The sequence below is a fragment of the Sphingomonas hominis genome (genome assembly GCF_013328205.1).
In the GTDB taxonomy this organism is placed as follows: domain Bacteria; phylum Pseudomonadota; class Alphaproteobacteria; order Sphingomonadales; family Sphingomonadaceae; genus Sphingomonas; species Sphingomonas hominis.
Genome location: NZ_JABULH010000001.1, coordinates 350,335 through 373,239 on the forward strand (window position 1 = coordinate 350,335; position 22,905 = coordinate 373,239).

General features: G+C 67.5%; 26 protein-coding genes. 13 read left to right on the forward strand and 13 right to left on the reverse strand.

Features of this window, described 5'->3' with window-relative positions; all coding sequences use genetic code 11:
* The first annotated feature begins 31 nt into the window (after positions 1–31).
* Complete coding sequence (locus HRV97_RS01790) at positions 32–841, forward strand: ATP-binding protein (RefSeq protein ID WP_174191982.1); 810 nt, start codon at positions 32–34, stop codon at positions 839–841.
* A gap of 1 nt (position 842) precedes the next feature.
* On the opposite strand, the gene HRV97_RS01795 is transcribed toward HRV97_RS01790, so the two are convergent.
* Entirely contained in the window at positions 843–2,624 is a 1,782-nt protein-coding gene (locus tag HRV97_RS01795) for an ABC-F family ATP-binding cassette domain-containing protein (RefSeq protein ID WP_174191983.1), read from the reverse strand.
* A 105-nt stretch (positions 2,625–2,729) separates the two neighbouring features.
* Here HRV97_RS01795 and HRV97_RS01800 point away from each other — a divergent pair, with 105 nt between their 5' ends.
* Together HRV97_RS01800 and HRV97_RS01805 are read left to right on the forward strand one after the other, a co-directional pair.
* Positions 2,730–3,017 (forward strand): hypothetical protein, encoded by a 288-nt coding sequence (locus HRV97_RS01800; RefSeq protein ID WP_223176541.1) that lies wholly within the window; start codon positions 2,730–2,732, stop codon positions 3,015–3,017.
* Between the two features lie 76 nt (positions 3,018–3,093).
* Positions 3,094–3,759 carry a response regulator transcription factor gene (locus HRV97_RS01805; RefSeq protein WP_066709293.1) on the forward strand — a complete coding sequence of 222 codons (666 nt, stop codon included), beginning with the start codon at positions 3,094–3,096 and terminating at the stop codon, positions 3,757–3,759.
* 19 nt (positions 3,760–3,778) lie between these two features.
* On the opposite strand, the gene HRV97_RS01810 is transcribed toward HRV97_RS01805, so the two are convergent.
* A complete protein-coding gene (locus tag HRV97_RS01810) occupies positions 3,779–4,000 on the reverse strand; it encodes a hypothetical protein (RefSeq protein ID WP_174191985.1) in 222 nt (73 codons plus the stop codon).
* Positions 4,001–4,143: 143 nt separating this feature from the next.
* Here HRV97_RS01810 and HRV97_RS01815 point away from each other — a divergent pair, with 143 nt between their 5' ends.
* Positions 4,144–5,466, forward strand: a complete 1,323-nt coding sequence (locus HRV97_RS01815; protein ID WP_174192608.1) for a sensor histidine kinase — start codon at positions 4,144–4,146, stop codon at positions 5,464–5,466.
* A gap of 86 nt (positions 5,467–5,552) precedes the next feature.
* Positions 5,553–6,521, forward strand: coding sequence for a cation diffusion facilitator family transporter (locus tag HRV97_RS01820; protein WP_174191986.1), 969 nt, complete (start codon positions 5,553–5,555; stop codon positions 6,519–6,521).
* Between the two features lie 137 nt (positions 6,522–6,658).
* Here the strand turns inward: HRV97_RS01820 and HRV97_RS01825 are convergent, their stop codons facing one another.
* Complete coding sequence (locus HRV97_RS01825; RefSeq protein WP_174191987.1) at positions 6,659–7,669, reverse strand: polyprenyl synthetase family protein; 1,011 nt, start codon at positions 7,667–7,669, stop codon at positions 6,659–6,661.
* Positions 7,670–7,803: 134 nt separating this feature from the next.
* Between HRV97_RS01825 and HRV97_RS01830 the strand changes: the two genes are divergently transcribed.
* A complete protein-coding gene (locus tag HRV97_RS01830; RefSeq protein ID WP_174191988.1) occupies positions 7,804–8,085 on the forward strand; it encodes a chorismate mutase in 282 nt (93 codons plus the stop codon).
* A 37-nt stretch (positions 8,086–8,122) separates the two neighbouring features.
* A complete protein-coding gene (locus HRV97_RS01835) occupies positions 8,123–8,542 on the forward strand; it encodes a BLUF domain-containing protein (RefSeq protein WP_174191989.1) in 420 nt (139 codons plus the stop codon).
* A gap of 217 nt (positions 8,543–8,759) precedes the next feature.
* Here HRV97_RS01835 and HRV97_RS01840 read toward each other — a convergent pair whose 3' ends face one another.
* A complete protein-coding gene (locus tag HRV97_RS01840; protein WP_174191990.1) occupies positions 8,760–9,482 on the reverse strand; it encodes a dienelactone hydrolase family protein in 723 nt (240 codons plus the stop codon).
* Between the two features lie 75 nt (positions 9,483–9,557).
* Here HRV97_RS01840 and HRV97_RS01845 point away from each other — a divergent pair, with 75 nt between their 5' ends.
* Both HRV97_RS01845 and gpmA read left to right on the forward strand, forming a co-directional pair.
* Positions 9,558–10,013, forward strand: coding sequence for a GNAT family N-acetyltransferase (locus HRV97_RS01845; RefSeq protein WP_174191991.1), 456 nt, complete (start codon positions 9,558–9,560; stop codon positions 10,011–10,013).
* An 86-nt stretch (positions 10,014–10,099) separates the two neighbouring features.
* Complete coding sequence (gene gpmA / locus HRV97_RS01850) at positions 10,100–10,786, forward strand: 2,3-diphosphoglycerate-dependent phosphoglycerate mutase (protein WP_174191992.1); 687 nt, start codon at positions 10,100–10,102, stop codon at positions 10,784–10,786.
* A 16-nt stretch (positions 10,787–10,802) separates the two neighbouring features.
* Here the strand turns inward: gpmA and recN are convergent, their stop codons facing one another.
* Positions 10,803–12,458: a DNA repair protein RecN gene (gene recN, locus HRV97_RS01855; protein ID WP_174191993.1), complete on the reverse strand. Its 1,656-nt coding sequence runs from the start codon at positions 12,456–12,458 to the stop codon at positions 10,803–10,805.
* Between the two features lie 75 nt (positions 12,459–12,533).
* Positions 12,534–13,559: an outer membrane protein assembly factor BamD gene (locus HRV97_RS01860; RefSeq protein ID WP_246248477.1), complete on the reverse strand. Its 1,026-nt coding sequence runs from the start codon at positions 13,557–13,559 to the stop codon at positions 12,534–12,536.
* 161 nt (positions 13,560–13,720) lie between these two features.
* On the opposite strand from HRV97_RS01860, the gene HRV97_RS01865 reads away from it, so the two are divergent.
* The gene (locus tag HRV97_RS01865) at positions 13,721–14,545 is read left to right on the forward strand and encodes a class I mannose-6-phosphate isomerase (protein ID WP_174191994.1); all 825 of its coding nucleotides are present in this window, start codon (positions 13,721–13,723) and stop codon (positions 14,543–14,545) included.
* A gap of 93 nt (positions 14,546–14,638) precedes the next feature.
* Here HRV97_RS01865 and ypfJ read toward each other — a convergent pair whose 3' ends face one another.
* Positions 14,639–15,550, reverse strand: a complete 912-nt coding sequence (ypfJ, locus tag HRV97_RS01870) for a KPN_02809 family neutral zinc metallopeptidase (protein WP_174191995.1) — start codon at positions 15,548–15,550, stop codon at positions 14,639–14,641.
* Between the two features lie 105 nt (positions 15,551–15,655).
* On the opposite strand from ypfJ, the gene HRV97_RS01875 reads away from it, so the two are divergent.
* The gene (locus tag HRV97_RS01875; RefSeq protein ID WP_174191996.1) at positions 15,656–16,441 is read left to right on the forward strand and encodes a 3-hydroxybutyrate dehydrogenase; all 786 of its coding nucleotides are present in this window, start codon (positions 15,656–15,658) and stop codon (positions 16,439–16,441) included.
* Positions 16,438–17,097 carry a DUF4893 domain-containing protein gene (locus tag HRV97_RS01880; protein WP_174191997.1) on the forward strand — a complete coding sequence of 220 codons (660 nt, stop codon included), beginning with the start codon at positions 16,438–16,440 and terminating at the stop codon, positions 17,095–17,097. Before HRV97_RS01875 ends, HRV97_RS01880 begins: the two co-directional genes overlap by 4 nt.
* A 10-nt stretch (positions 17,098–17,107) precedes the next feature.
* On the opposite strand, the gene HRV97_RS01885 is transcribed toward HRV97_RS01880, so the two are convergent.
* Positions 17,108–17,749, reverse strand: coding sequence for a hypothetical protein (locus tag HRV97_RS01885; protein ID WP_174191998.1), 642 nt, complete (start codon positions 17,747–17,749; stop codon positions 17,108–17,110).
* Positions 17,746–18,696: a cation diffusion facilitator family transporter gene (locus HRV97_RS01890; protein WP_174192612.1), complete on the reverse strand. Its 951-nt coding sequence runs from the start codon at positions 18,694–18,696 to the stop codon at positions 17,746–17,748. Before HRV97_RS01890 ends, HRV97_RS01885 begins: the two co-directional genes overlap by 4 nt.
* A gap of 100 nt (positions 18,697–18,796) precedes the next feature.
* Here HRV97_RS01890 and HRV97_RS01895 point away from each other — a divergent pair, with 100 nt between their 5' ends.
* Positions 18,797–20,731, forward strand: a complete 1,935-nt coding sequence (locus HRV97_RS01895; protein ID WP_174191999.1) for a CocE/NonD family hydrolase — start codon at positions 18,797–18,799, stop codon at positions 20,729–20,731.
* Between the two features lie 4 nt (positions 20,732–20,735).
* Here HRV97_RS01895 and HRV97_RS01900 read toward each other — a convergent pair whose 3' ends face one another.
* Genes HRV97_RS01900 through HRV97_RS17315 form a run of 4 tightly spaced genes read right to left on the reverse strand, consistent with a single transcriptional unit; the run spans position 20,736 to position 22,679 of the window.
* A complete protein-coding gene (locus HRV97_RS01900) occupies positions 20,736–21,386 on the reverse strand; it encodes a DUF2490 domain-containing protein (RefSeq protein ID WP_174192000.1) in 651 nt (216 codons plus the stop codon).
* 11 nt (positions 21,387–21,397) lie between these two features.
* On the reverse strand, positions 21,398–22,348 hold the full coding sequence (locus HRV97_RS01905) for an aldo/keto reductase (protein WP_174192001.1): 951 nt from the start codon (positions 22,346–22,348) through the stop codon (positions 21,398–21,400).
* Complete coding sequence (locus HRV97_RS01910; RefSeq protein ID WP_223176542.1) at positions 22,345–22,530, reverse strand: hypothetical protein; 186 nt, start codon at positions 22,528–22,530, stop codon at positions 22,345–22,347. The genes HRV97_RS01905 and HRV97_RS01910 overlap by 4 nt, the downstream gene beginning before the upstream one ends.
* Positions 22,527–22,679 carry a hypothetical protein gene (locus HRV97_RS17315; protein WP_246248479.1) on the reverse strand — a complete coding sequence of 51 codons (153 nt, stop codon included), beginning with the start codon at positions 22,677–22,679 and terminating at the stop codon, positions 22,527–22,529. Before HRV97_RS17315 ends, HRV97_RS01910 begins: the two co-directional genes overlap by 4 nt.
* Between the last annotated feature and the right edge of the window lie 226 nt (positions 22,680–22,905).

Sequence of the window (22,905 nt, forward strand, 5' to 3'; positions counted from 1 at the left end):
GCGCGCCCGCGCTCGCCGTATAGCGCTGGGCATGGACGACGCCCTGACCCGCATCGCCGCCGCGCTGGAGCGGTTGAGCCCGCCGCCGCGCGCCGCGGCCGATCCGCTCGTCGCGCCGGCATATGTCTGGCGCGACGACGTGCTGGTCGCCGCGCGGCATTTTTCACCCTTGCCGCTCGACCTGCTGCACGGCGTCGAGGCGCAAAAGGAGGCGTTGCTCGCCAATCTGCAACGGCTCGCCGCCCGCCATGCGGCACAGGACGTGTTGCTGTGGGGTGCGCGCGGAACGGGCAAGTCGGCGCTGGTCAAGGCGAGCGTGGCTGCGGTGCAGGCGGCGGGCGGCGCGCTCGCGCTGATCGAGGTGGCGGCCGACCGGCTGGCGACGCTGCCGCGGCTGTTCGACACGATCGCGGGCGTCGACCGCGCGTTCGTGCTGTTCCTCGATGACCTCGGCTTCGACGCGGTCGGCGACGCGCGCGCGCTTCGCTCGTTGCTGGAGGGCGGGGCGGAAGCGCGGCCGGCGAACGCGCGGCTGGTGGTGACCTCGAACCAACGCCACCTCGTGCCGCGCGACATGGGGGCACAGGAACGCGCGGTGAATGCGCGCGACGTCGCCGACGACCAGCTCGCGCTCGCCGATCGCTTCGGGTTGAGCCTGGGCTTCCACGTCGTCGATCAGGAGCATTATCTCGGCATCGTGCGCGGCTATGCCGAGGCGCATGCGCTGCCGTTCGACGCGGCCGACGCGGTGCAATGGGCGACGCGGCGCGGTAGCCGGTCGGGCCGGGTCGCGTGGCAATATGTCGTCGACCTCGCCGGGCGCGAGGGGCGCGCGCTCTAGTTCAGCCGAGCGCCTCGACCTGCTCGGCAAGATCGAGCCAGCGCAGCTCGGCGGTGTCCTTTTCGTCACGCAGCGCGGCGATCTCGCGCATCAGCCGGTCGAATGCGGCAGGATCGCGCGCGTAGAGCCCGGTATCGGCGAGCAGATCCTCCTTACCCGCGATCTGGTTGTCGATCTCCTCGATCCGGCGCGGCAGCAGTTCGTAATCGCGCTGATCCTTGTAGCTGAGCTTGACCCGCGTGGTTGGCGCAGGAGGGGGCGTGGCGCTCGTCTTCGCCGCCGCGCGTTTCGCCTCATTGCGTGGCCGGCGCTTGGCAACCCAATCCTCGTACCCGCCCGCGACCACGTCGACGTGACCGCTGCCGTCGAGCCCTAACGTCACCGTCACGGTGCGGTCGAGGAAGTCGCGGTCGTGGCTGACGATCAGCACGGTGCCGTCGTAGTCGGCGATCACCTCCTGCAACAGGTCGAGCGTTTCGAGGTCGAGGTCGTTGGTCGGCTCGTCCATCACCAACAGGTTCGATGGTCGCGCGAACTCGCGCGCGAGCAGCAGGCGCGAGCGCTCGCCGCCCGACAGCGTGCCGACGCGCGCGTCGACCATGTTGGGATCGAACAGGAATTCCTTGAGATAACCGTGGATGTGCTTGCGCGTGCCGAGCACGTCGATCCACTCGCCGCCGTCCGCCAGCACGTCGCGCACCTTCTTCTCGGGCGCCATCAGGCTGCGTTGCTGGTCGATGACGATGCCGTCGAGCGTCTTGGCCAGCTTGACGGTGCCGGCATCGGGCTGGAGCTCGCCGGTCAGCAGCTTGAGCAGCGTCGACTTGCCCGCGCCATTGCTGCCGACGATACCGATCCGGTCGCCGCGCGTGACCCGCAACGAGAGGTCGCGAATGATCGCGCGGTCGCCGAATGATTTCGACACATGTTCTGCGTCGATCACGACCTTGGTTTTCACGTCGTCGCTGCCGACCGACAGCGCGGCGGCGCCCTGCGGTCCGACCATCGCGGCACGTTCGGCGCGCATCTCCTTGAGCTTGGTCAGACGCCCCTGGTTGCGGCGGCGGCGGCCGGTGACGCCACGCTGGAGCCAATGCTCCTCCAGCTTCAGCTTGGCGTCGAGTTTCTGCGCCGCGCGCTCCTCCTCGGCGTAGACGGCCTCCGTCCAGGCGTCGAACCCGCCGAAGCCGACCTCGTTGCGGCGCAGCGACCCGCGCTCCAGCCACAAGGTCTGGCGGGTCAGGCGTGTGAGAAAGGTCCGGTCGTGGCTGATGACGACGAACGCGCCGGTGAAGCGGTTCAGCCACTCCTCCAGCCACTCGATCGCGCCGAGGTCGAGGTGGTTGGTCGGCTCGTCGAGCAGCAGCACGTCGGGGTTGAGCGACAGTGCACGCACGATCGCCGCGCGACGCCGCTCGCCGCCCGACGCGGACGCGCAGACCCGGGTCAGATCGATGCCGAGCTGCCCCGCGATCGCCTCCGCTTCATACGCTTCCGGCGCGCGGTCACCTGACAGGACGTAATCGGCCAGCGTCTCGAACCCCGCTAGATTGGGTTCCTGTTCCAGCATGACGACGTTGGTGCCGGGCACGATCGTACGCCGCCCTTCGTCGCTGTCGACCGCGCCCGCGATCAGCTTGAGCAGCGTCGACTTGCCCGCGCCGTTGCGCCCGATCAGTGCCAGCCGGTCGCGCTGACCGATGTACACATCAAGGTGGCGGAACAGCCACCCCGCTCCCTGCACGAGGCCGAGGTCTTCATATGCTAGGATCGGTGCTGCCATGCCCGCGCACCTAGGGAACCGACCGCGGGCGGGCAAGTTACGGAGGGCTTGCTGCGTTATTCACAGGGTGTTCAATCCGTTGTGCCTATGTAAGCTCGCGTGAGAATGCTCGCCCCCATCCTGCTGTTCGCAGCGATCCCCGCCGTCGCCGCACCCGCCGAGCAGGAGAGCGAGCGCGCGTTCGCGTGGCGCGCGACGCGCGCGGGCAAGTTGCTGCCGTTGAAGGAAATCGAACGGCGCGTGATCCCGACGATGAAGGGCGCGCAATATATCGGATTCAACCTCGATACCGACTCGGCCGTCTATACCTTGAAGTTCCTGCGCGACGGCGAGGTGATCTGGGTCGACGTCGACGGGCGATCGGGGCAGGTGCTGGGGCGCACCGGACGCTAGAGCGACCGGGGTAAAGATTGATCTGGCCGGGCGCTCGCCGATAATCGAAGCGTTCACGTGCCGCAGGGAGAAGATGATGCGTGTTCTGATCGTCGAGGACGAGCCGAACCTCGGCCAGCAGTTGAAGTCGACGCTGGAAGGGGCGGGTTACGCGATCGATCTCGCGACCGATGGCGAGGAGGGGCATTTCCTCGGCTCGACCGAGAATTACGACGCCATCGTGCTTGATCTGGGGCTGCCCGAAATCGACGGGCTGACCGTGCTCGACCGCTGGCGCAAGGAGGGCAAGGTGACCCCGGTGCTGGTGCTGACCGCGCGCGACAGCTGGTCGGACAAGGTGGCGGGGCTCGACGCGGGCGCGGACGATTACGTTGCCAAGCCGTTCCAGACCGAGGAACTGATCGCGCGGCTGCGCGCACTGATCCGTCGCGCGAGCGGCAATGCCTCGTCGGAGCTGACCGCGGGCGACGTGCGGCTCGACACGCGCAGCGGCAAGGTGACGCGCGCGGGTGAGCCGGTGAAGCTGACCGCGCAGGAATATAAGCTGCTCAGCTACCTGCTGCACCACAAGGGCAAGGTGGTCAGCCGTACCGAGTTGATCGAACACATTTACGATCAGGATTTCGATCGCGATTCGAACACGATCGAGGTGTTTGTGACGCGTATTCGCAAGAAACTGGGGCAGGACGTCATCACGACGATCCGCGGGCTGGGTTACAGCCTGGAGGACCCGGACGCCTGAGGAACGCGCGGCGGTGGCGTCACCAATCCTGATCAGCCGGGCGTGCCTCGCCGACGCGGGCCGCGATCTGCTGCACCGTGGTCAATTGCGCGAAGCGGTTTTGGTTGGCCTCGACCACGCGCGCCATGCGCGGCTGTCGCGCAGTGAAGTTGACCGGCGTGACGCCAGCGGTGGCGTAGGAGGCGAGCAGGAGGCCGGCGAGCATCGAGACGACCAGGCCCCCCATGATGGCGACGATCATGGCAGGTACGTTTCTACCGTTGCGCATGGTGTTTCCTCCGATGCGCGGGTGAACCGGCGCCCGGCGGGTTGGTTCCGGAGCGAACCAGCGTGAGTGGCGGTGTGAGCGCGGGCTTGCGTACCCGCGGGTCGCTGTCGCGGCGCATGATCCTGATCGCGGCGGCGTGGATCTCGATCCTGTTGGCCGGCGGTGGCTTCGCGCTCGACCGCGTGCTGGTGGCGGCGGTGACGCGCAATGCCGATGACCAGCTCGGCTACGTGCTGCGCTCGCTGCTCGTGTCGGCCGAGATCGACACCGCGGGCGAGGTGACGTTCAACCGCGAGCCGGCCGACCAGCGGTTCCTCGAACCCTATTCGGGACTCTATTGGCAGGTGTCGGCGCCGGGACACGAGACCTGGCCGTCGCGCTCCTTGTGGGATCGGCAACTCGCTTACGGAGCACCGCACAACGACCGCAGCGTCCACAGCTACGACAGCCGGCAGTTCAAGGACGAGAAGCTGCGCGTCGTCGAGCAGGACGTGAAGCTGCCCGGCTCGCCGGTACGCTGGCGTTTCCAGGTCGCGTCCAGCCGCGAGGCGCTCGACGCGCAGATCACGGTGCTGCGCCGCACGTTGATCCGCAGCTTCCTGCTGCTCGGCCTGGGATTGGTGGCACTGGCCGCGTTGCAGACCTTCTACGGCCTGTTGCCGCTCAGGCGCGTGCGGCTAGCGATCGCGCGGATGCGCGCGGGACGCGCCAATCGCGTCGAAGGCGACATGCCGATCGAGGTGCAGCCGATGGTTGACGAGCTGAACGCGCTGGTCGAGCATAACGAGCGGCAGGCGGAGGAAGCACGCCGCCACGCCGGCAATCTCGCGCACGCGCTCAAGACGCCGCTGACCGTCATCATGAACGCGGCAACCGCCAACTCGGACGACCTGTCCGACACGGTGATCCGCGAAGCGCGCACGATGCGGCGACAGGTCGACCACCATCTGGCGCGCGCGCGTGCGGTCGGGCGGCGTGGCTCCGCGCACAGTCGCGCCGAGGTGTGGCCGAGCGTCGAGTCGGTCGAGCGAGCGGTACGCCGGCTCTACCCGCACGTCCGTGTCGACATGGATGGGCCGAAGGACCTGGTCGCGCACATCGAGCGGCAGGATCTAGACGAGATCATGGGCAATCTGGTCGAGAATGCCGCGAAATACGGTGGCGGCAGCGTGTTCGTGACCGTTGGCGCGCACTCGGGCTTCGTCGAGATCCAGGTCGAGGACGACGGGATGGGCATCCCCGAGGCCGACCGCGTCCGCATCTTTGATCGCGGCGTGCGGCTCGATTCGGGTAAGCCGGGCACGGGCCTCGGCCTCGCGATCGTGCGCGACGTGGCGGAGATCTACGACGGGACAGTCAGCCTGGAGGAGAGCGATGACTTGGGCGGGTTGCTCGTGCGGCTGCGGCTGCCGGCGGCGTCGACTGTGGACGAGGAGTGACGATGCGCGGTTACATGCGTAGCTTTCGTGATCGCGCGTCGCTCGGGTCCTAGTATATCTCGCGGCGCTTGCGCTAACGGCGCGCCATGGCGCACGCGCATCATCACGGTCACTCGCACCACCACGGACACGCGCACGGGCATAGTCACGGGCAGGGGCAGGGGCACGCCCATGCCGCGCCGCCCGAGCGCTGGGACCGCGCCTTCGCGATCGGCATCGGGCTCAACCTCGCTTACCTGATCGTCGAGGCGGTCGCGGGGTTGCTGTACGGCTCGGTCGCGCTGCTGGCAGATGCCGGCCACAATCTGTCGGACGTGCTCGGCCTCGCGATCGCCTGGGGCGGCGCGGCGCTGGCGCGGACCCCGCCGTCGAAGCGTTTCACCTACGGATTGAAGGGATCGACGATCCTGGCGGCACTCGTCAACGCGCTGCTGCTGCTCGTCGCGCTCGGCGCGATCGCGACCGAGGCGGTGCAGCGTTTCGCCGACCCGCCGCGCGTGGCCGGTTTGTCGGTCGCCGCGATTGCGGCCGGCGGGATCGCGGTCAATGCAGTGACCGCGTGGCTGTTCGCGCGCGGGCGCAAGGGCGACGTCAACATCCGCGGCGCCTTTCTCCACATGTTGTCGGACGCGCTCGTCTCTGCCGGAGTGGTGGTTGCGGGCGTGATCATCTGGGCGACCGGTGCCGGGTGGATCGACCCGCTGGTCAGCCTCGTCATCGCGGGCGTGATCTTCTGGCAGACCTGGGGATTGCTGCGCGAGACGGTGGAAATGTCGCTCGCCGCAGTGCCGCGCGGGATCGACTATGACGGCGTGCGCGCCGCGCTCGCCGATCTGCCGGGCGTGACCGAGGTGCACGACCTTCACATCTGGCCGATGTCGACGACCGAACCCGGGCTGACCGCGCATTTGTGCGTGCCGGCGGGGCACCCCGGCGACGCGTTCCTGCATCAGGTGCAGACGATGCTGCACGACCGTTACGGGATTGGCCACGCGACGATCCAGGTGGAGACGGGCGCCCACGCGTGCGACCTTGCCGATGAGCGGCGGGTCTGACGCGGGCTGAGCGACCGTTACCGTAGCGTAGGCGAACTGCGGTATGCGCCGCTCGCTTAGACGTCAGCGCTCACGATCGCTGATAATGCTTCCGGCTGGCTCACACTGAACCACGCCGAGAGGCAGACCGACGTGCCTTAGTAGGCGCGTGCGACCGCGAACTCGACCGCCTCGACCATCGCGTCCTTCGCCTTGCCGTTGGCGAACGGCCCCAGCGCGTCGATCGCGCGCTGTCCGTAGTGGCGCGCACGCGCCAGCGTATCGTCGACCGCGCGGGTCGAGCGCACCAGTTCGATCGCGTGCGCGAAATCGGCGTCGCTCGAGCGCCGACCCTCGATCGCGTCGCGCCAAAAGGTACGGTCCTCCGCCGATCCGCGCGCATAGGCGAGGATGACCGGCAAGGTTACCTTGCCCTCGCGGAAGTCGTCGCCCGCGTCCTTGCCCATCGTGCCCGCGTCCGAGGTATAATCGATTGCGTCATCGACGAGCTGAAACGCGATGCCGAGATAGCGGCCATAAGCGTCGAGCGCTTCCTCCTCGCTCTCCGGCCGATCGGCAACCACGGCGGCGATGCGGCACGCGGCGGCGAACAGGGCTGCGGTCTTCGCACCGATGATGTCGAGGTAGCGATCCTCGCCCAGGTCAACGCGGCGCACCGCGGTCAATTGGTTGACCTCGCCTTCCGCGATCACTGCGGAGGCGTGGCTCAGGATCTTGAGCGATTTCAGGCTGTCGGCCTCCACCATCAACTCGAACGAGCGGCTGAACAGGAAGTCGCCGACCAGCACGCTGGCGGGGTTGCCCCAGATGATGTTGGCGGTGCGCTTGCCCCGGCGCAGGTCGGAGCCGTCGACCACGTCGTCATGAAGCAGCGTGGCGGTGTGAATGAACTCCACCGCGGCGGCGAGCCGGTGGTGACGCGATCCGGTGTAGCCGATCAGCTTCGCGCTCGCGAGCGTCAGCATCGGACGCATCCTTTTGCCGCCGCCCGCGATGAGATGCCCGGCGAGTTTGGGGATCAGCGGGATCTGCGACTGCATGCGGTCGAGAATGACCGCGTTGACGGCGTTCATGTCGGCGGCGACCAGATCGATCATCGGATCGAGCGAAGGGGTGCGGCCCGAAAGGCGATGGATCGATGCGCTCATCTTCCCGCGCGTGTACGAGCGGAGGTCGGGGCAAGGCAAGTCGCGATAGAGCGCAAGTCGCAACCGGCAGCCAGGCACGATCGAACCTTGCGGGACGCGCCGCCTTGCGCGACACCGGCGCGCAGGAGGACCGCATGAGCGACGACGTGCTGAAAGGTTACCGCAAGAGCATCGACAACATCGATGCCGCGCTCGTCTGCCTGCTCGCCGAGCGGTTCAAGATCACGCAGGCAGTGGGGCGGCATAAGGCGGGCAGCGGGCTTCCCGCCGCCGATCCGGGGCGCGAGGAGCAGCAGATCGCGCGGTTGCGTCAATTGGCGCAGGACGCCGAGCTTGATCCGGAATTCTCCGAGAAGTTCCTGCGCTTCATCATTGACGAGGTGATCCGCCACCACCGCGCGGTTGCTGCCAACTGACCGGCTCGACTTCATAACCTATGTTGGCTATCGGGTCATGATGACTGACCAGCCGGACGCCCGTTTTCGCCGCATCGTCTATGCCAGCACGGCTACCGCGCGCACCGACGACGACACGCAGATCGATATCCTGCGGCAGTCACGCGCGAACAATGGTTTGAACGGTATCTCGGGTATCCTGCTGTCCGATGGTCGGCGTTTCCTGCAGGTGCTGGAAGGTACGCCCGAGGCGATCGCGCACGTGTTCGCGCAGATCAGCGCCGACCCGCGCCACGGCGAGGTGCGCACGTTGCACGACGAACTCGACTCACGCCGCATCTTCAGCGGGTGGACAATGGCGAGCATGTCGGACGACCGGCAGACCGAGGCGATCCGCGAGCGGTTGCAGGTGCTGCTGCGCAGCGCACCCGAAGGCATCCGCGACGAGTTCGAGGACATTCTGCGCACGGTGTCGTGACGTGAAGCGGGCCGTGCGGATGCGCGGCAAGTAATGAGGCCGCCGAACTGTCGTGCTGGCGCGCTTCGTGCGGCTGGCTCACCCGCGTCGATCTGCGCCGGTCGGTGAACGCCATCTCCCCGGCCTGACCTGCGACTAGGTGCCTCCGACGACAAGCACGCGATGCAGCCTGGATGGTCGCCTTCTCGGCCCCGAGCAGATCGGCTGCGCGCTTACCTCACGCGAACAGCTCGGCCAGGAAGTTCTGCATCGCCTGCCAGCTGCGGCGATCGGCGCGTTCCTCGTAGGCGACGCCGGGCGTGGTCGAGCCTTTCATGCTGTGGTCGGTGAAGGCGTGGCCGGCATGACCGTAGGCGTGGATTCGCCAGTCGGCGCCGCTGTCGGTCAGTTCTTGGCCAAGTGACACGACCGTCTCGGGCTTGCCGAGTGGATCGTCCCGACCGTGACAAATCAGTAGCTTGGCCGTCATGGGTGAGACATTGTCGTAATCGGGTCGGTCATAGACGCCGTGAAAGCTGACGCCGCCGAGCACGTCCAAACCGCTCCGCGCCATGTCGAGCACGCACTTGCCACCGAAGCAGAAACCGATTGCCGCGGTTCGGCTGGCGTCCACCTCGGGTTGTGCCTTCAACGCCGCGAGGCTCGCGGCTAGGCGGTCACGGAGCAACGCGCGGTCGGCGTTCATTTCGTCCATGTAGCGCGACGATCCCGGGCTGCGCTGTGTCCGCTTGCCCTGGCCGTTGACGTCGCAGGCGAAGGCGGCGTAGCCGAGCGCGGCGAGCGCCTCCGCCTTGGCGTTGTCCTCTTCCTTCTGGCCGAGAATGTTGGGGATCACCAGCACGCCCGGCCGCGCGCCCGCCAGCGCGTCGTCCCACGCGAACACCCCTTCGAAGCGGCCGCCCGGACCGTCGTGGATCAGCGTTCTGCGCTCGACTGCCATGTCTATTCTCCGCGCTTGTTCGGTGATGCCGGCGCGCTAAACCGGCACCCAACACCCTGACAGCGGAGCGCGCAAGTGCAGGTACGTCGCGACACACCGACCAATCCCGTGGTGGCGCCGCTGCTCGCCGCGCATGTCGCCGAACAGCGCGCGGGCACGCCCGCTGGCTTCTCCTTCGCGCTGGATGACGCAGCGCTGTCCGCAGAGGACGTCACCTTCTGCACCGCGTGGGATGGCAACACGCTCGCCGGCATGGGTGCGTTGAAGCGATTCGGTGACGCAGCGGGCGAGGTGAAGTCGATGCGTAGCACGCATGAAGCGCTTGGTCGCGGTGCGGGACATGCGATCCTGTCAGCTATCGTGGCGGCGGCGCGCGAGGAGGGGATGTCGGACCTTTACCGGGAGACCGGCACCACCCCGGCTTACGACGCCGCGATCCGGCTCTACACGCGCGCGGGTTTCGTGCCGTGCGAAGCCTTCGCCGATTACCGTACCAGCCCGCACAACCACTTTTTCCGCCTGAGGCTGTAAGCGTCCCGGCTTGCCCGCCACCGCCGCTTTCCCCTAGCGAGGGAGCGATCGCCGCCGTCGCGCGGCCCCGCAGAGAGGTTCCATCGATGCCCACGCTCGTCCTGATCCGCCACGGCCAATCGTCGTGGAACCTGGAGAACCGCTTCACCGGATGGTGGGACGTCGACGTGACCGAGAAGGGCGTGGCCGAGGCGCGCGCGGCGGGTGCGTTGATGGCGGCGAAGGGCCTCGACTTCGACCAGACCTTTACCAGCCTCCAGACGCGCGCGATCAAGACGCTCAACCTGGCGCTTGAGAAAATGGGGCGGCTTTGGCTGCCGGTCGAGAAACATTGGCGGTTGAACGAGCGGCATTACGGCGGGCTGACCGGGCTCGACAAGGCGGAGACGGCCGCCAAGCACGGTGACGAGCAGGTCCATGTCTGGCGTCGCAGCTTCGACGTGCCGCCGCCGGTGATGGAAGCGGGCAGCGAATACGATTTGTCGAACGACCGTCGCTACGCCGGCATCGACGTGCCTGCGACCGAGAGCCTGAAGGACACGATCGCGCGCGTGCTGCCTTACTGGGATCAGCGGATCGCGCCGGCGTTGAGGGACGGGCAGCGCGTGCTGATCTCCGCCCACGGCAATTCGCTGCGCGCGTTGGTCAAGCATCTGAGCGGCATTCCTGACGACGAGATCACCGGGCTGGAGATCCCGACTGGTCAGCCGATCGTCTACGAACTCGACGCCGACCTGAACGCGACCGATCGTTATTATCTGAGCGAACGCTAAGCCGAAGTGGCGCGGCTCAGGCGGGTTCGAGCAATCGTTCAGCCTGGGCGCGTGCCTCGTCGGTGACGGTTGCGCCCGACAGCATCCGCGCGATCTCCTCGCGGCGCTCGGCCGCGGAGAGCGGGCGGACGCCGGTGCGGGTGACCTTGCCGTCGTTGCTCTTGGCGATCAGCAGGTGCGCCGCCCCGCGCGCCGCGACCTGCGGCGAGTGCGTCACGACGAGTAATTGCGCGCGCGTCGCCAGCCGTGCCAGACGATCGCCAATCGCGCTCGCCACCGCGCCGCCGACGCCGCGGTCGATCTCGTCGAAGATCATCGTCGCGGCACCGCCCTGCTGCGCCAGCGCGACCTTGAGTGCCAGGATGAAGCGCGACAGCTCGCCGCCGCTGGCGATCTTGGCGAGCGGCGCGAACGGCGCGCCGGGGTTGGTCGAAATCTCGAACTCGACGCGGTCGCGCCCGGCGGGCGACCACTCGCCTTCGCCGAGGGCTGCGACCACCGTGCGGAAGCGCGCGGCATCGAGCTTCAACGGCGCCAACTCGCCCGCGACCGCGGCGTCGAGCCGCTTCGCTGCGGCGGTGCGCTGTTTGGTCAGCGCGTCGGCGGCAACGACATAGGCGGCGCGCGCCTTCTCGACCCGTGTTTCCAGCCCGGCCAGCCCTTCCTCGCCCGCGTTCAATCGCTCGAGTTGCGCACGCTGGCGATCGGCGAGCGCGGCGAGGTCGTCGGGCTGGACGCGGTGCTTGCGTGCCATCGCGCGCAGCTCGAACAACCGCGCCTCGTCCTCCTCCAATTGACGTGGATCGTGCATCAGCGCGGCGGCGGCGTCGCGCAGTTTCTCCTCGGCGACCGAACCCTCGATTACTGCACGGTCGATTGCGGCGAGCGCCTCGGCAAGCGCGGGGTGATCCTCCGCAATCCGTTCGAGCACGCGCGCGGCCTGGCGCAACTGCGTCATCGCTCCGTCGCGCCCGTCGACGTGGCCGGTGACGTCGTTTAGGTCATCGGCGATCTTCTCGGCGCGCTGCATGCCGCGGCGGCGCTCGGCGAGCGCTTCTTCCTCGCCGGGTTCGGGCGCGAGCTTGTCGAGTTCGGCGACGGCGTGTTCGAGCCACTCGCGGTCGCGCTGCGCAGTCGCGATCTCGGCTTGCGCGTCGTCCAGCGCGACGGCGGCGGCACGCCACGCAGCGTGCGCCGCGGATACTTTGGCGACGTCGGCGCGCGCGAAGGCGTCTAGCAGTGCGCGATGACCGGCGGGCGCGAGCATGCCGCGGTCGTCGTGCTGTCCGTGGATCTCGACCAGCATCTGCCCGATCTCGCGCAGCAGCGCGGCGGAGGCAGGCTGGTTGTTGACGAAGGCGCGGCTGCCGCCATCGGCCTTGACGATGCGGCGGACAATCAGCGGCTCGCCCGGCTCGGCGTCGAGGCCGTTCTCCTCCAGCACGGCGGCGACACCCTGCGGTGCTTCGAAGGTCGCGGTGACGCTCGCCTGCTGCGCACCGTGGCGCACCAATCCGCTGTCGCCGCGGCGCCCGAGCGCGAGGCCGAGCGAATCGAGCAGGATCGACTTACCCGCGCCGGTTTCGCCGGTCAGCACGCCCAGCCCGTCGCCGAACTCAAGGTCGAGCGCTTCGATCAACACCACGTCGCGAATGGAAAGGGCGGTCAGCATAGGTCGCCAACGCCTTTAGCGCAGATCGGGCGCGAAGTTACCCTTTTTGTTCCGCGAACATGCACGTCGCGCCCCTTACGGGGTCGGCGTGCTCGACGTCGGATTGGGGGTGTTCGCGGGCGAGGTCGTGTCGGGCGGCAAGGTGCCCGCGGGATCGCCGCCGGTGGTCGCTGGCGTGACCGCGTTCGGCGCATCGGCCTTGGCCGGCACGCTGGTGGTCGCTTCGCCCGCGACCGTCGTGGTGCGCGTGCCCGGCGGCACCACCTGCGCGCCCGGCGCGAGCGGCGCGATCGCGGTCGAGGGATATTCACGCATCAGCTTGTAGGCGCGCTGATACCAGTCGGAGCCCGGGTAATTGGCGCCGAGCACAGCGGCGGCCTTCTCGGCCTCGTTGCGGACGCCGAGCGCGAGATAGGTTTCGGTCAGTCGCATCAGCGCCTCGGGCGCGTGCGTGGTGGTCTGATATTCGTCAATCACCTTGCGGAAGCGCAGCGTCGCGGACAGCCACTGCCGGCGGCGTTCGTAGAAACGGCCGACCTCCATTTCCTTGCCCGCGAGGTGATCGCGCACGAGGTCGAGCTTCAGCCGCGCATCGGCGGCGTAGCGCGTGTTGGGGTAGCGCCGAACGAGTTCGCCGAGCGATTCCTGCGCCTGCGTGGTGATCTTCTGATCACGCGTCACGTCGCTGATCTGCTCGTAATAGCTCAGCGCGACGAGGTAATAGGCGTAGGGCGCATCGCGGTTGCCCGGGTGGACCGATAGGAAGCGCTGCGCACCCTGGATCGCGTTGGTGTAATCGCGCGCGAGATAATAGCTGAACGCACCCATCAACTGCGCGCGGCGCGCCCAGACCGAATAAGGATGCTGGCGCTCGACCTCGTCGAACAGCGCGGCCGCTTCCTTGTAGCGCCCCTGATCCAGCCGCGTCTTCGCCGAGGTATACAAGGTGCCGACGTCGCGCGCGACATAGGGCAGGTCGGTGCCGGCTTTGCTGCGCGCGCAGCCCGCGATGGGAAGCGCGAACGCGGCGATCAGCGCGACGGTTAGGCCACGAGCAAGCGGGGCACGAGCCGAAAGGCCACGAACGGGAAGGGTACGCATCGGCATCGGCCTTAGCGCATGCGAGTGCGCGCGAACAACGGCTTTCGCAGGCGCGGGCGACGGGGCGTTCACCGTGCAGCGGTAAGCTTTGTTGCTCGCGCGCGGCAACGGACGTGATATCGCACGCGTTGATACCGTTTCCGTTACCATCAGGAGTTCCCATGCCCGCCACCCTGCTTGCCACCAAGCGCGTCGAGAAGCCGTGGGGCCGGCACACGCTCTATCCTGGCTTCCCCGATCCGTCGCCCGAGGGCGAGCCGATCGGTGAGGTGTGGTTTCAGTCGCCGCACCCGGAAGAATCGGAGTTGCTGATCAAATATCTGTTCACCAGCGAGAAATTGTCGGTGCAGGATCACCCGTCGGACGAGGAAGCGCAGAAGCGCGGCCTGCCGCGCGGCAAGGACGAGTGCTGGACGATCCTGGACGCCGAGCCCGATTCGACGATCGCGATCGGCCCGCTCGCGCCGATGACCGCCGATGAACTGCGGGAAAGTGCGCTCGACGGATCGATCGAGCACAAGCTCGATTGGAAACCGGTGAAGAAGGGCGACTTCTTCTACTCGCATTCGGGCGTGATCCACGCGATCGGCGCCGGGCTGACGCTGATCGAGGTACAGCAGAATTCCGACACGACGTACCGCCTGTACGATTACGGCCGCCCGCGCGAACTGCACCTAGACGACGGGATTGCGGTCGCGGAGCTGACGCCGTGGACGCCGCCGAGCGCGCCGGGCGAGGTCGAGCCGGGTCGCACGATCCTGGTCGAAGGGCCAAAGTTTGTGCTGGAGCGCTGGACCGGCGGCGACCGGGAGATCGACTTGCCCGAGGGTAAGACCGGCTGGCTGGTGCCGATCAAGGGTGAGGGCGTCGTCGCAGGCGTCGCGTGGAAGGCGGGCGAGTGCGTTACCGTGACGGGCACGGAGAAGATGCACGCGTCGAACGATGCCGATCTGCTGTTCGCTTACGTAGGTGATCATCGCATCTGATTGCGCATGAGCCCGGCGGACCTGACGCGCCGGGCTGACTAACGGTGGAAACATGAGCGGGCGAGATGCTGGAGCATCTCGCCCGCTCCTCGTTCAGATCGCGCCCGAGAAGGTGTCGCACGCCGCAGGGTCACCGCTTTCCATGCCGCGGCGCAACCAGAACTGGCGCTGCGCCGAGGTGCCGTGGGTGAAGCTGTCGGGTACGACGCGGCCCTGCGCCTCGCGCTGGAGCGTGTCGTCGCCGATCGCTTGCGCGGCGCGCATGCCTTCCTCGACATCGCCTGGCTCCAACCGGTCGCGGTTCTTCGCCGCCCACACGCCAGCGTAGCAATCCGCCTGCAGCTCGAGCCGGACCGAGGCGGCGTTGCCCTCCGTCTCGCTGCTGCTGCGCTGGACCTGCTGCACCTTCTCCGACGTGCCGAGCAAGTTCTGGATGTGATGGCCGAATTCGTGCGCGACGACGTAATATTGCGCGAAGTCGCCCGGCGCCTTGAAGCGGTTGGTCAGCTCGTTGAAGAAACCGGTGTCGAGATAAATGTCGCTGTCCGTGGGGCAGTAGAACGGCCCCATCGCGCTCTGTGCCGCGCCGCAGCCGGACTGGCCCTGGCCGCTGAAGAAACGCAAGCCCGGTGCGCGGAAACGCTGGCCCGACTGCGCGAAGATCTGCTCCCAGGTATTTTCGACATTGCTGAATGCGTTGCAGGTCGCGCGCCGCTCGGGGCTGGCGTCGCAGATCTGTTGCACGCTGCCGCCGCCCGACTGCTGGCCGACCTGTGTCGAGGGGGCGCTGCCTCCGCCGCCGCCGAGGATGCCGCCCAGCCCGCCGAGGCCGCCGCCGAATACCGCCATCAGGATCAGCACGACGACGATCCCGCCGCAGCCGAACCGGCTTCCGATCAGCGGCAGCAGCCCGAACAACAGGCCTCCGCCGCCCCCGCCGCCGAAGCCGCCGCGCGAGGTGGCATCGCCGACGTCGATGTCGTTGTCGTAATCGTCGAGCCGCATGGCTGCCCCCCGTAAAATCGTTGCTGTTGCGGCATGAACCCCTCTGGCCGGCTCCGGGTTGCAACCGGCGGGCTAGTGGTCGATGCAGGTTAGGAGGAGAGGGCCATGTTCCTGAAGGGTAAGAGCGCGATCGTCACCGGGTCGACCTCGGGCATCGGCCTCGCGATCGCGCGTGCGCTGGCGGCTGAGGGCGCGAGCGTCATGCTGAACGGTTTCGGCGAGGCCGACACGATCGAGCAGGCACGTGCGGAGATCGAAGCGACGAGCGGCGCACGTGCGCTCCACGATGCGGCCGACATGACCAAGCCCGACGAGATCGTGGCGATGGTCGCGCGCTGCCACGACGAACTCGGCGGTCCCGACGTGCTCGTCAACAATGCCGGCATTCAGTACGTCGCCCCGGTTCACGACTTTCCGGTCGAGAAATGGGACGCGATCCTGGCGATCAATCTGTCGAGCGCGTTTCACGCGATGCGCGCGGCGGTGCCGTTGATGCGCGAGAAGGGCTGGGGACGGATTATCACGACCGCGAGCGCGCATAGTCTGGTCGCCAGCCCCAACAAGGCCGCCTATGTCGCGGCCAAGCACGGCGTCGCTGGATTGACCAAGGCGGTCGCGCTCGAGAATGCGACCCACGGCATCACCGTCAACTGCATCTCGCCCGGCTACGTCTGGACCCCGCTGGTCGAGAGCCAGATCCCCGACACGATGAAGGCGCGCGGGCTGACGCGCGAGCAGGTGATGAACGACGTGCTGCTCGCCGCGCAACCGACCAAGGAGCTCGTGACGCCCGAGCAGGTCGCCGCCTTCGCACTATTCCTGTGCCGCGACGAGGCAAAGGCGATCACGGGTGCGAACCTGTCCGCGGACGGCGGCTGGACTGCGGCGTGAGGGCCAAGCGGCTCGCCTGCGCCGTGCTGGTGCTGGCGGTGCTCGGTGGATGTGGCGCGGGAGATGCTGGTACGACCGTTCAGTCGGCCGCGGACGAGCCGGCCGCGCAATCAGTCGGTGACGTGCGTGGCTGGCGAGCGGTCGCGACGGTGGCCGACCGCCACCGGCTGCGCGAATGGCGCGCCGCCTGGATCGCGGCGCTCGGCAAGGCACGCGGCAGTGGCGCGGGGGCCAGGATCGACGCCGACGCATCGCTCTACGCCTATGACACGGCACTGTCCGATCCGCTGCCGCCCGCGGGCGATTACCGCTGCCGCACGGTGAAGCTCGGCGCCAAGACGATCGGCGGGCTCGATTATGTCGCCTACCCGTTCTTTCGCTGCCGCGTCGCCGTCGAAGGAGGCGAGGTGACGCTCGCCAAGCTGACCGGATCGCAGCGGATGATCGGCACCCTCTATCCGCACGACACAGCACGGGCGGTGTTCCTGGGCACGATCGCGCTCGGCGACGAGCGGGGCGCGATGCGGTACGGGCGCGACGCGACGCGCGATGTCGCGGGCTGGGTCGAGCGGATTGGGCCGGCGCACTGGCGTGTCGCGCAACCGTATCCGGCGTTCGAATCGACGCTCGACGTGTTGGAGTTGGTGCCGGCGTAAAGCGACCGCGCTATTCGGTGTCGGGCTTCTTGCCCTTCATCGTGCCGGGGTCGGACACGGGGGCGTCGATCGGGCGGACGCCGTCGATCTGGGGGAGCGTGGCGAGATAATCCTTCCCGACCTTGTCGATCACGCTGACGTGGCCGACGTTGGCATTCTCCACCGCGAGCAGGAAGCTACTCGGCTTCTTCATCAGCTTGGGATGATCTAGGCCGTCGAGACCGCTCGCCCGTGCCGCTTCGCGTACGAAGTGGACGCAGTTGCGCTTGCCCAGATTGTAGGTGCTGTCGCCGGTCTTCTCGCTCCACCCCGCGATCAGCCGCAGCACCGCGTCATATTGCGCGTCGGTCAGCGTGACCGCGAAGCGCACGTGACTGCCGTTCATGTAGTTGAGCTTGGGCGTCTCGACGCGACCTTTGACGTTGCCGAACAGCAGCGCCGGGGTGACCGACTGCGCGGTGAAGCCGTAGCTCGCGTCGACCGCAGGCCCGCCGCGATCGGGCGCGCCGCGCAGCATGAAGAAGGCGTGCGGAAAGTAATTGCCGAAATCGCGATTCCAGAAGGTGATCGTCACCGCCGCCTGCGCGGGCAATGCAGTGACGAGCAGCAGCATGGCACCGATGGCGCCGGCGAGCCGGTTAAACAGCGTCATCGCGCGGCGGCTCCGTCCGAGATCGCGTCGCTCGCCTTTTCGGGGCGGATGTAGATCGAGGACAATCGCGGTTCCGTCTTCTTCAGCGTTTGTTCGATCTGCTCGATCATCATCTCGCCCTGACCCATCGTCAGACTGTCGTCGAAATCGGCGCTGATCGCAACGAAGATGCTGTCGGGCGCGGTGTGGATCGTGCGGACGTGGTTGACCGCGGTGATCGCCGGGTGCGCCGCGACTGCCTCGCGTACGCGCGCGACCACCTGCGGGTCGGCACGCTCGCCGATCAACAGCCCCTTCGACTCGCGCGCCAGCAGCGCCGCGACGATGCCGAGAACGATTCCGATCGCGATCGAGGCGTAACCGTCGATCCGCGGATCGCCGAACGCGTGGCTCGCCCATACGCCGATCGCAGCGATCACCAGTCCGGCGAGCGCGGCCGAGTCCTCGAACAGCACGATGAAGCCGGCGGGATCTTTCGACTGGTGGATTGCCTGCCACCAACCCAGATCGCCCTTGGACGCCTTGAACTCGCGCCGCGCGATCCACCACGACGATCCCTCCAGTGCGAAGGATATTGCGATCACGACATAGTTGATCGTCGGATCGGTCAGCGCCTCCGGCTCGATGATGTGGAGATAGCCCTCGTAGACCGAGACGCCGGCGCCGATCGCGAAGATCAGGATCGCGACCACGAACGCCCAGAAATACAGCTCGCGCCCGTAGCCGAACGGGTGGGCGGCGTCCGCGGGGCGCTTGGCGCGTTTCTGGCCGTAGAGCAGCAGCACCTGGTTGCCGCTGTCCACGACCGAGTGGACGCCCTCGGTCAGCATCGACGACGAGCCGGTCATGCCGGCCGCGACGAATTTCGCCACCGCGATACCCAGGTTGGCAGCCAGTGCGCCGAACAGGACGATGTTGTCGCGGATACGTGCGGTGAGGTCGGACAGCGTGCGGGTTCCCGGGTTAGTTCGGGCGTGTAAACAATTGTGTCGCCAAGTCGTTCATCGCCGCGTTGCGGGGGCGCGGGCGACGCGATACGCCTTCGGCATGACGCCACGCCTCACGCTCGCCGCGCTCGCGCTGTCCACCGCTACTGTCGCACATGCGCAGGAGCGCGTGACCCCGATGACCCCCGATGTGGTCGCGTCCTACGATCAGGTCCGCGCGCAGGCGGATTACATCAAGCGCGTGGTGATGGTGCCGATGCGCGACGGGACCAAGTTGTACACTGTCATCCTGATGAAGAAGGGCACGCGGAACGGCCCGATCCTGTTGTCGCGTACGCCCTATGACGCGGCCGGGTCCACCGCGCGTACGGCGAGCCAGCGGCTGGTCGACATCCTGCCGGTGATGGACGCGGAGTTCGTGGAGGACGGCTATGTCCGCGTTTATCAGGACATTCGCGGGATGCACCATTCGGAAGGGCAGTTCGTCATGACGCGGCCGCTATCGGGGCCCCTCAACTCGACCGGCATCGACGAGTCGACCGACGCCTATGACACGATCGATTGGCTGGTGAAGAACGTGCCCGAGGGAAACGGCAAGGTCGGCGTGATCGGTAGCAGCTACCTGGGCTTCACCACCTTGATGGCGGAAATCAATCCGCATCCCGCGCTCAAGGCCGCGATGCCGCAGAGCCCGATGGTCGACACCTGGATCGGCGACGACGATTTCCACAACGGCGCGTTTCGCGTCGGGACGCTCGACTACGCAGTGGAGATGAGCACCGGCCACGGCGACGCGGGCGCGAAGATCGCGCGCGGGGCAGGGGACGATTACACCACCTACCTGAACGCAGGCTCGATCGGCGACTATGCGCGGGCATGGGGGATCGAGAACTACCCCACCATGCGCAAGGTGATGGAGAACCCGGCCTATACCGATTTCTGGTCGTTGCAGGCGGTCGACAAATGGATGGCGGCGCGGCCGCTGACCGTGCCGACGATGCTGGTGGTCGGGCAGTGGGACCAGGAGGACAGCTACGGCGCGCCCGCGGTGTACGAGGCGCTGGAGCCAAAGGACACGGCCAACAACATGGTGTCGCTGGTGATCGGGCCGTGGCGGCATTCGGGCGTCAACCATTACGGCTATGATCTGGGCGCGCTGACGTTCGACGGCGATACCGCGCTGCAGTTCCGTCAGCGCTACATGAAGCCGTTCTTCGACCATTATCTGCGCGGCACGCCCGCCGCGATCCCGCCGGTGCTGACCTATGCGACGGGCGCGAACCGGTGGCAGGTGTCGCCGAAGTGGCCGATGGGGACGCCGACGCCGCTCTACCTCGGCGCGAACGGCACTGCCTCGTTCGCGAAGCCGGCGGGCGCGGGGAGCACCAGCTACGTGTCCGATCCCGCCAGCCCGGTGCCATTCCTGCCGCGCCCGATCGACATCGGCGACGGCGACCAGTGGAAGACGTGGCTGGTGCGCGACCAGCGTTTCGTCGCCGGCCGCCCCGACGTGGTCGACTGGCAGACGGGCGCGCTCGACAAGCCGGTCCACATCATGGGCGCGCCTGAGGTCAATCTGTTCGCCGCCACCAGCGGCAGCGACAGCGACTGGGTGGTGAAGGTGATCGACGTCTATCCCGACACGCTGCCCGAGCCGGCGAGCCAGGGATCGAAGCCCGCGATGACCGGCTACCAACTGCCGATCGGAATCGAGATCTACCGCGGGCGCTACGTTCACGGACGTGCGACACCCGCGAAGCTGACGCCGGGGAAAGTCGAGAACTACCGTTTCGCGCTGCCGAACGTCGACCACGTGTTCCTGCCGGGCCACCGCATCATGGTGCAGGTGCAGTCGAGCCTGTTCCCGCTCTACGACCGCAATCCGCAGACGTTCGTACCCAACATCTTCAACGCGAAACCCGGCGACTATAAGGCTGCGACGCAGCGCGTGACCTGGGGTGGTGCGCAGGCGAGTTCGGTGCTGCTGCCGATCGTCGACGATGCCGCGGCGGCGCAGGTGACGGCGGCCCGTTAGAGGATCAGAACCGCCAGGCGAGCGTCACAGGAATGATGTGGTTGACGTAGGTCCGTTCGGGGCGAAACACGTGCTCGTTGTAATAAGCGACGTTGAGTGTCGCCTGATCGGTCAGTTCGGTCGACAGCGTCGCGGTCAGGCGTAGCTGGTCGAGTGTGCGCGGCGCGTCGCTGTTGCGGTTGATCGTCACGAACGGCTCGGCCGCGCCCGAGATCTCGACCATGTCGCTGATCGGCAGCGTCAGGCGGACCTGCTGGCGCAGTCGCCACGCCATGTTGCCGCTGTTGCGAAAGAACCGCGCTTCCGCACGGGCGCGCAGTGTGAGGTCGAATGGACCGAGCGCGCCGGCACGCCAATCGAGCTGTCCCGTGGCGCGCTGTTCGAAACCGTTGCGGCGATCGTGGTTGAACGTTTCGGCACGAACGTAGCCGAGCCAGATCGTCGCCTTGTCCGACAGCGCGCGGCCGGCTTGCAGGCGCACGAGCAATTGCCGTTCGCGGTTGTCCGTCGCGCTCCGGCCCGAGATGTCGCTGGCGAGCGACCAGCCGTCCGCTACCCGACCGGTGAGCTGAAGCTGCGACCACGCCTGCACGCCGCGCGCGAACGCGGGTGTGGCGGCGAGCGCGGCGAGCAGCAGCCCGCCGGCGGCTGCCACCGATCGCGCGATCAAACGCCCGCGTCGGTCAGGCGGGCGAGTTGATCGTCGCTGAGACGCAGGTCCATCGCGGGCAGCAGGTCGGCGATCTGCTCCGCCGAGGTGGCGCTCGCGATTGGCGCGGTGACGCCGGGTTGCGCGATCAGCCACGCCAGCGCGAGCTGCGCGTGTGTCGCGCCGGTTTCCTCCGCCACGTCGTCCATTGCGGCGAGCATCGCTTGCCCCTTGCCCTCCAGAAGCTCGGCCATCCGCCCACCGCGCACGCTCTTGTTCAGGTCGTCGGCGGAGCGATACTTTCCGGTCAGGAAGCCAGAGGCGAGCCCGTAATAGGGTACGACGCCGATGTTGTACTCGACGCAATAGCTCTGCAGCTCGCCCTCGAACTTGGTGCGGCTGACGAGGTTATATTCGGGCTGAAGCACCTGGTAGTGCGGCAGCCCCGCGGCGCGCGCGCCCTCGATCGCCGACTTCAACCGTGCGGCGTGGAAGTTGGACGCGCCGAGCACGCGCACCTTGCCCGCCTCGACCAATTTGGCAAACGCTTCCGCCACCGCGTCCTGCGGGGTCGAGTCATCGTCCTGATGCGCGAAATACAGGTCGATATAATCGGTGCCGAGCCGCCGGAGCGAGGCGTCGCATGCGGCGGCCATACGGGCCGGCGACAGCTTCTCGCCGCCGTCACTCGGCATCATCCCGACCTTGGTCGCGATCTGCACGCGGTCGCGCTTGCCGCCGGTGCGCAACCACTCGCCGATCATCGTTTCCGATTCGCCGCCGTGGTGGCCGGGCACCCAGGCGGAGTAAACGTCCGCGGTGTCGATCATCGTGCCACCGCCGTCGACAAAGGCATCGAGCACCGCAAAGCTCGCGTCGCGGTCGGCGGTCCAGCCGAACACGTTGCCGCCGAGCACCAGCGGCGGGATCTTGAGATCGGACGCGCCGAGACGGCGAAGGTCGGTCATTGTTCGTTCTCCACGGCGGCATTGTCGCCGGCATCTTCCCGCGCGACGCTATTGGCGTCGAGCATCTCGGCAGCGCGATTGAGCGCCTGGTCCTGATCGGCCGTCAGCTGCCCAGGCTGGTCGGGCGACGAGCAGGCGGCGAGCGCTGCCAGCCCTGCCGCCGCCAAGAACCGTCGCATCAACGCCGCATCGCGTTGCCGGTGTCGCTTAGCGCGTTGCCGGTGGCATCGGTCGCCGCATCGGCGGTGTTGGCAGCGGCGTTGCCGGCGCGGTCCATCGAATTGGCAGCATTGTCGAGTGCGGCGTCGCTCGCCGCCTGCACGTCGTTCACCGCATTGGCTGTCGTGGCGCTGGTGTCGGCAGCGACCGCGTTGGCGGCCTCGGCACTCTCGTTCTGCGCCTTCTGGCTGCACGCGGCGAGTGAAAGCGTGGCGGCAGCGAGTGCGATGACGAGCTTAATGACCTGTCCCCTTCGTTGATCGAACGCGCCAACGCCGCAAGCCGGCGCTTGGCTCCGGTACAGGACTTCGTTGACCGCATATAAAGATATCTTTATA

Excerpts from the sequence above, each read along its gene's own strand:
- HRV97_RS01825 (WP_174191987.1), bottom strand. The coding sequence starts at position 7,669 with ATGAGCGCATCGATCCATCGCCTTTCGGGCCGCACCCCTTCGCTCGAT.
- HRV97_RS01795 (WP_174191983.1), bottom strand. The coding sequence starts at position 2,624 with ATGGCAGCACCGATCCTAGCATATGAAGACCTCGGCCTCGTGCAGGGA.
- HRV97_RS01830 (WP_174191988.1), top strand. The coding sequence starts at position 7,804 with ATGAGCGACGACGTGCTGAAAGGTTACCGCAAGAGCATCGACAACATC.
- HRV97_RS01895 (WP_174191999.1), top strand. The coding sequence starts at position 18,797 with ATGACGCCACGCCTCACGCTCGCCGCGCTCGCGCTGTCCACCGCTACT.
- HRV97_RS01840 (WP_174191990.1), bottom strand. The coding sequence starts at position 9,482 with ATGGCAGTCGAGCGCAGAACGCTGATCCACGACGGTCCGGGCGGCCGC.
- recN (WP_174191993.1), bottom strand. The coding sequence starts at position 12,458 with ATGCTGACCGCCCTTTCCATTCGCGACGTGGTGTTGATCGAAGCGCTC.
- ypfJ (WP_174191995.1), bottom strand. The coding sequence starts at position 15,550 with ATGCGGCTCGACGATTACGACAACGACATCGACGTCGGCGATGCCACC.
- HRV97_RS01815 (WP_174192608.1), top strand. The coding sequence starts at position 4,144 with ATGATCCTGATCGCGGCGGCGTGGATCTCGATCCTGTTGGCCGGCGGT.
- HRV97_RS01905 (WP_174192001.1), bottom strand. The coding sequence starts at position 22,348 with ATGACCGACCTTCGCCGTCTCGGCGCGTCCGATCTCAAGATCCCGCCG.
- HRV97_RS01790 (WP_174191982.1), top strand. The coding sequence starts at position 32 with ATGGACGACGCCCTGACCCGCATCGCCGCCGCGCTGGAGCGGTTGAGC.
- HRV97_RS01805 (WP_066709293.1), top strand. The coding sequence starts at position 3,094 with ATGCGTGTTCTGATCGTCGAGGACGAGCCGAACCTCGGCCAGCAGTTG.
- gpmA (WP_174191992.1), top strand. The coding sequence starts at position 10,100 with ATGCCCACGCTCGTCCTGATCCGCCACGGCCAATCGTCGTGGAACCTG.
- HRV97_RS01820 (WP_174191986.1), top strand. The coding sequence starts at position 5,553 with ATGGCGCACGCGCATCATCACGGTCACTCGCACCACCACGGACACGCG.
- HRV97_RS01860 (WP_246248477.1), bottom strand. The coding sequence starts at position 13,559 with ATGCGTACCCTTCCCGTTCGTGGCCTTTCGGCTCGTGCCCCGCTTGCT.
- HRV97_RS01875 (WP_174191996.1), top strand. The coding sequence starts at position 15,656 with ATGTTCCTGAAGGGTAAGAGCGCGATCGTCACCGGGTCGACCTCGGGC.
- HRV97_RS01885 (WP_174191998.1), bottom strand. The coding sequence starts at position 17,749 with ATGACGCTGTTTAACCGGCTCGCCGGCGCCATCGGTGCCATGCTGCTG.
- HRV97_RS01800 (WP_223176541.1), top strand. The coding sequence starts at position 2,730 with ATGCTCGCCCCCATCCTGCTGTTCGCAGCGATCCCCGCCGTCGCCGCA.
- HRV97_RS01835 (WP_174191989.1), top strand. The coding sequence starts at position 8,123 with ATGATGACTGACCAGCCGGACGCCCGTTTTCGCCGCATCGTCTATGCC.
- HRV97_RS01810 (WP_174191985.1), bottom strand. The coding sequence starts at position 4,000 with ATGATCGTCGCCATCATGGGGGGCCTGGTCGTCTCGATGCTCGCCGGC.
- HRV97_RS01865 (WP_174191994.1), top strand. The coding sequence starts at position 13,721 with ATGCCCGCCACCCTGCTTGCCACCAAGCGCGTCGAGAAGCCGTGGGGC.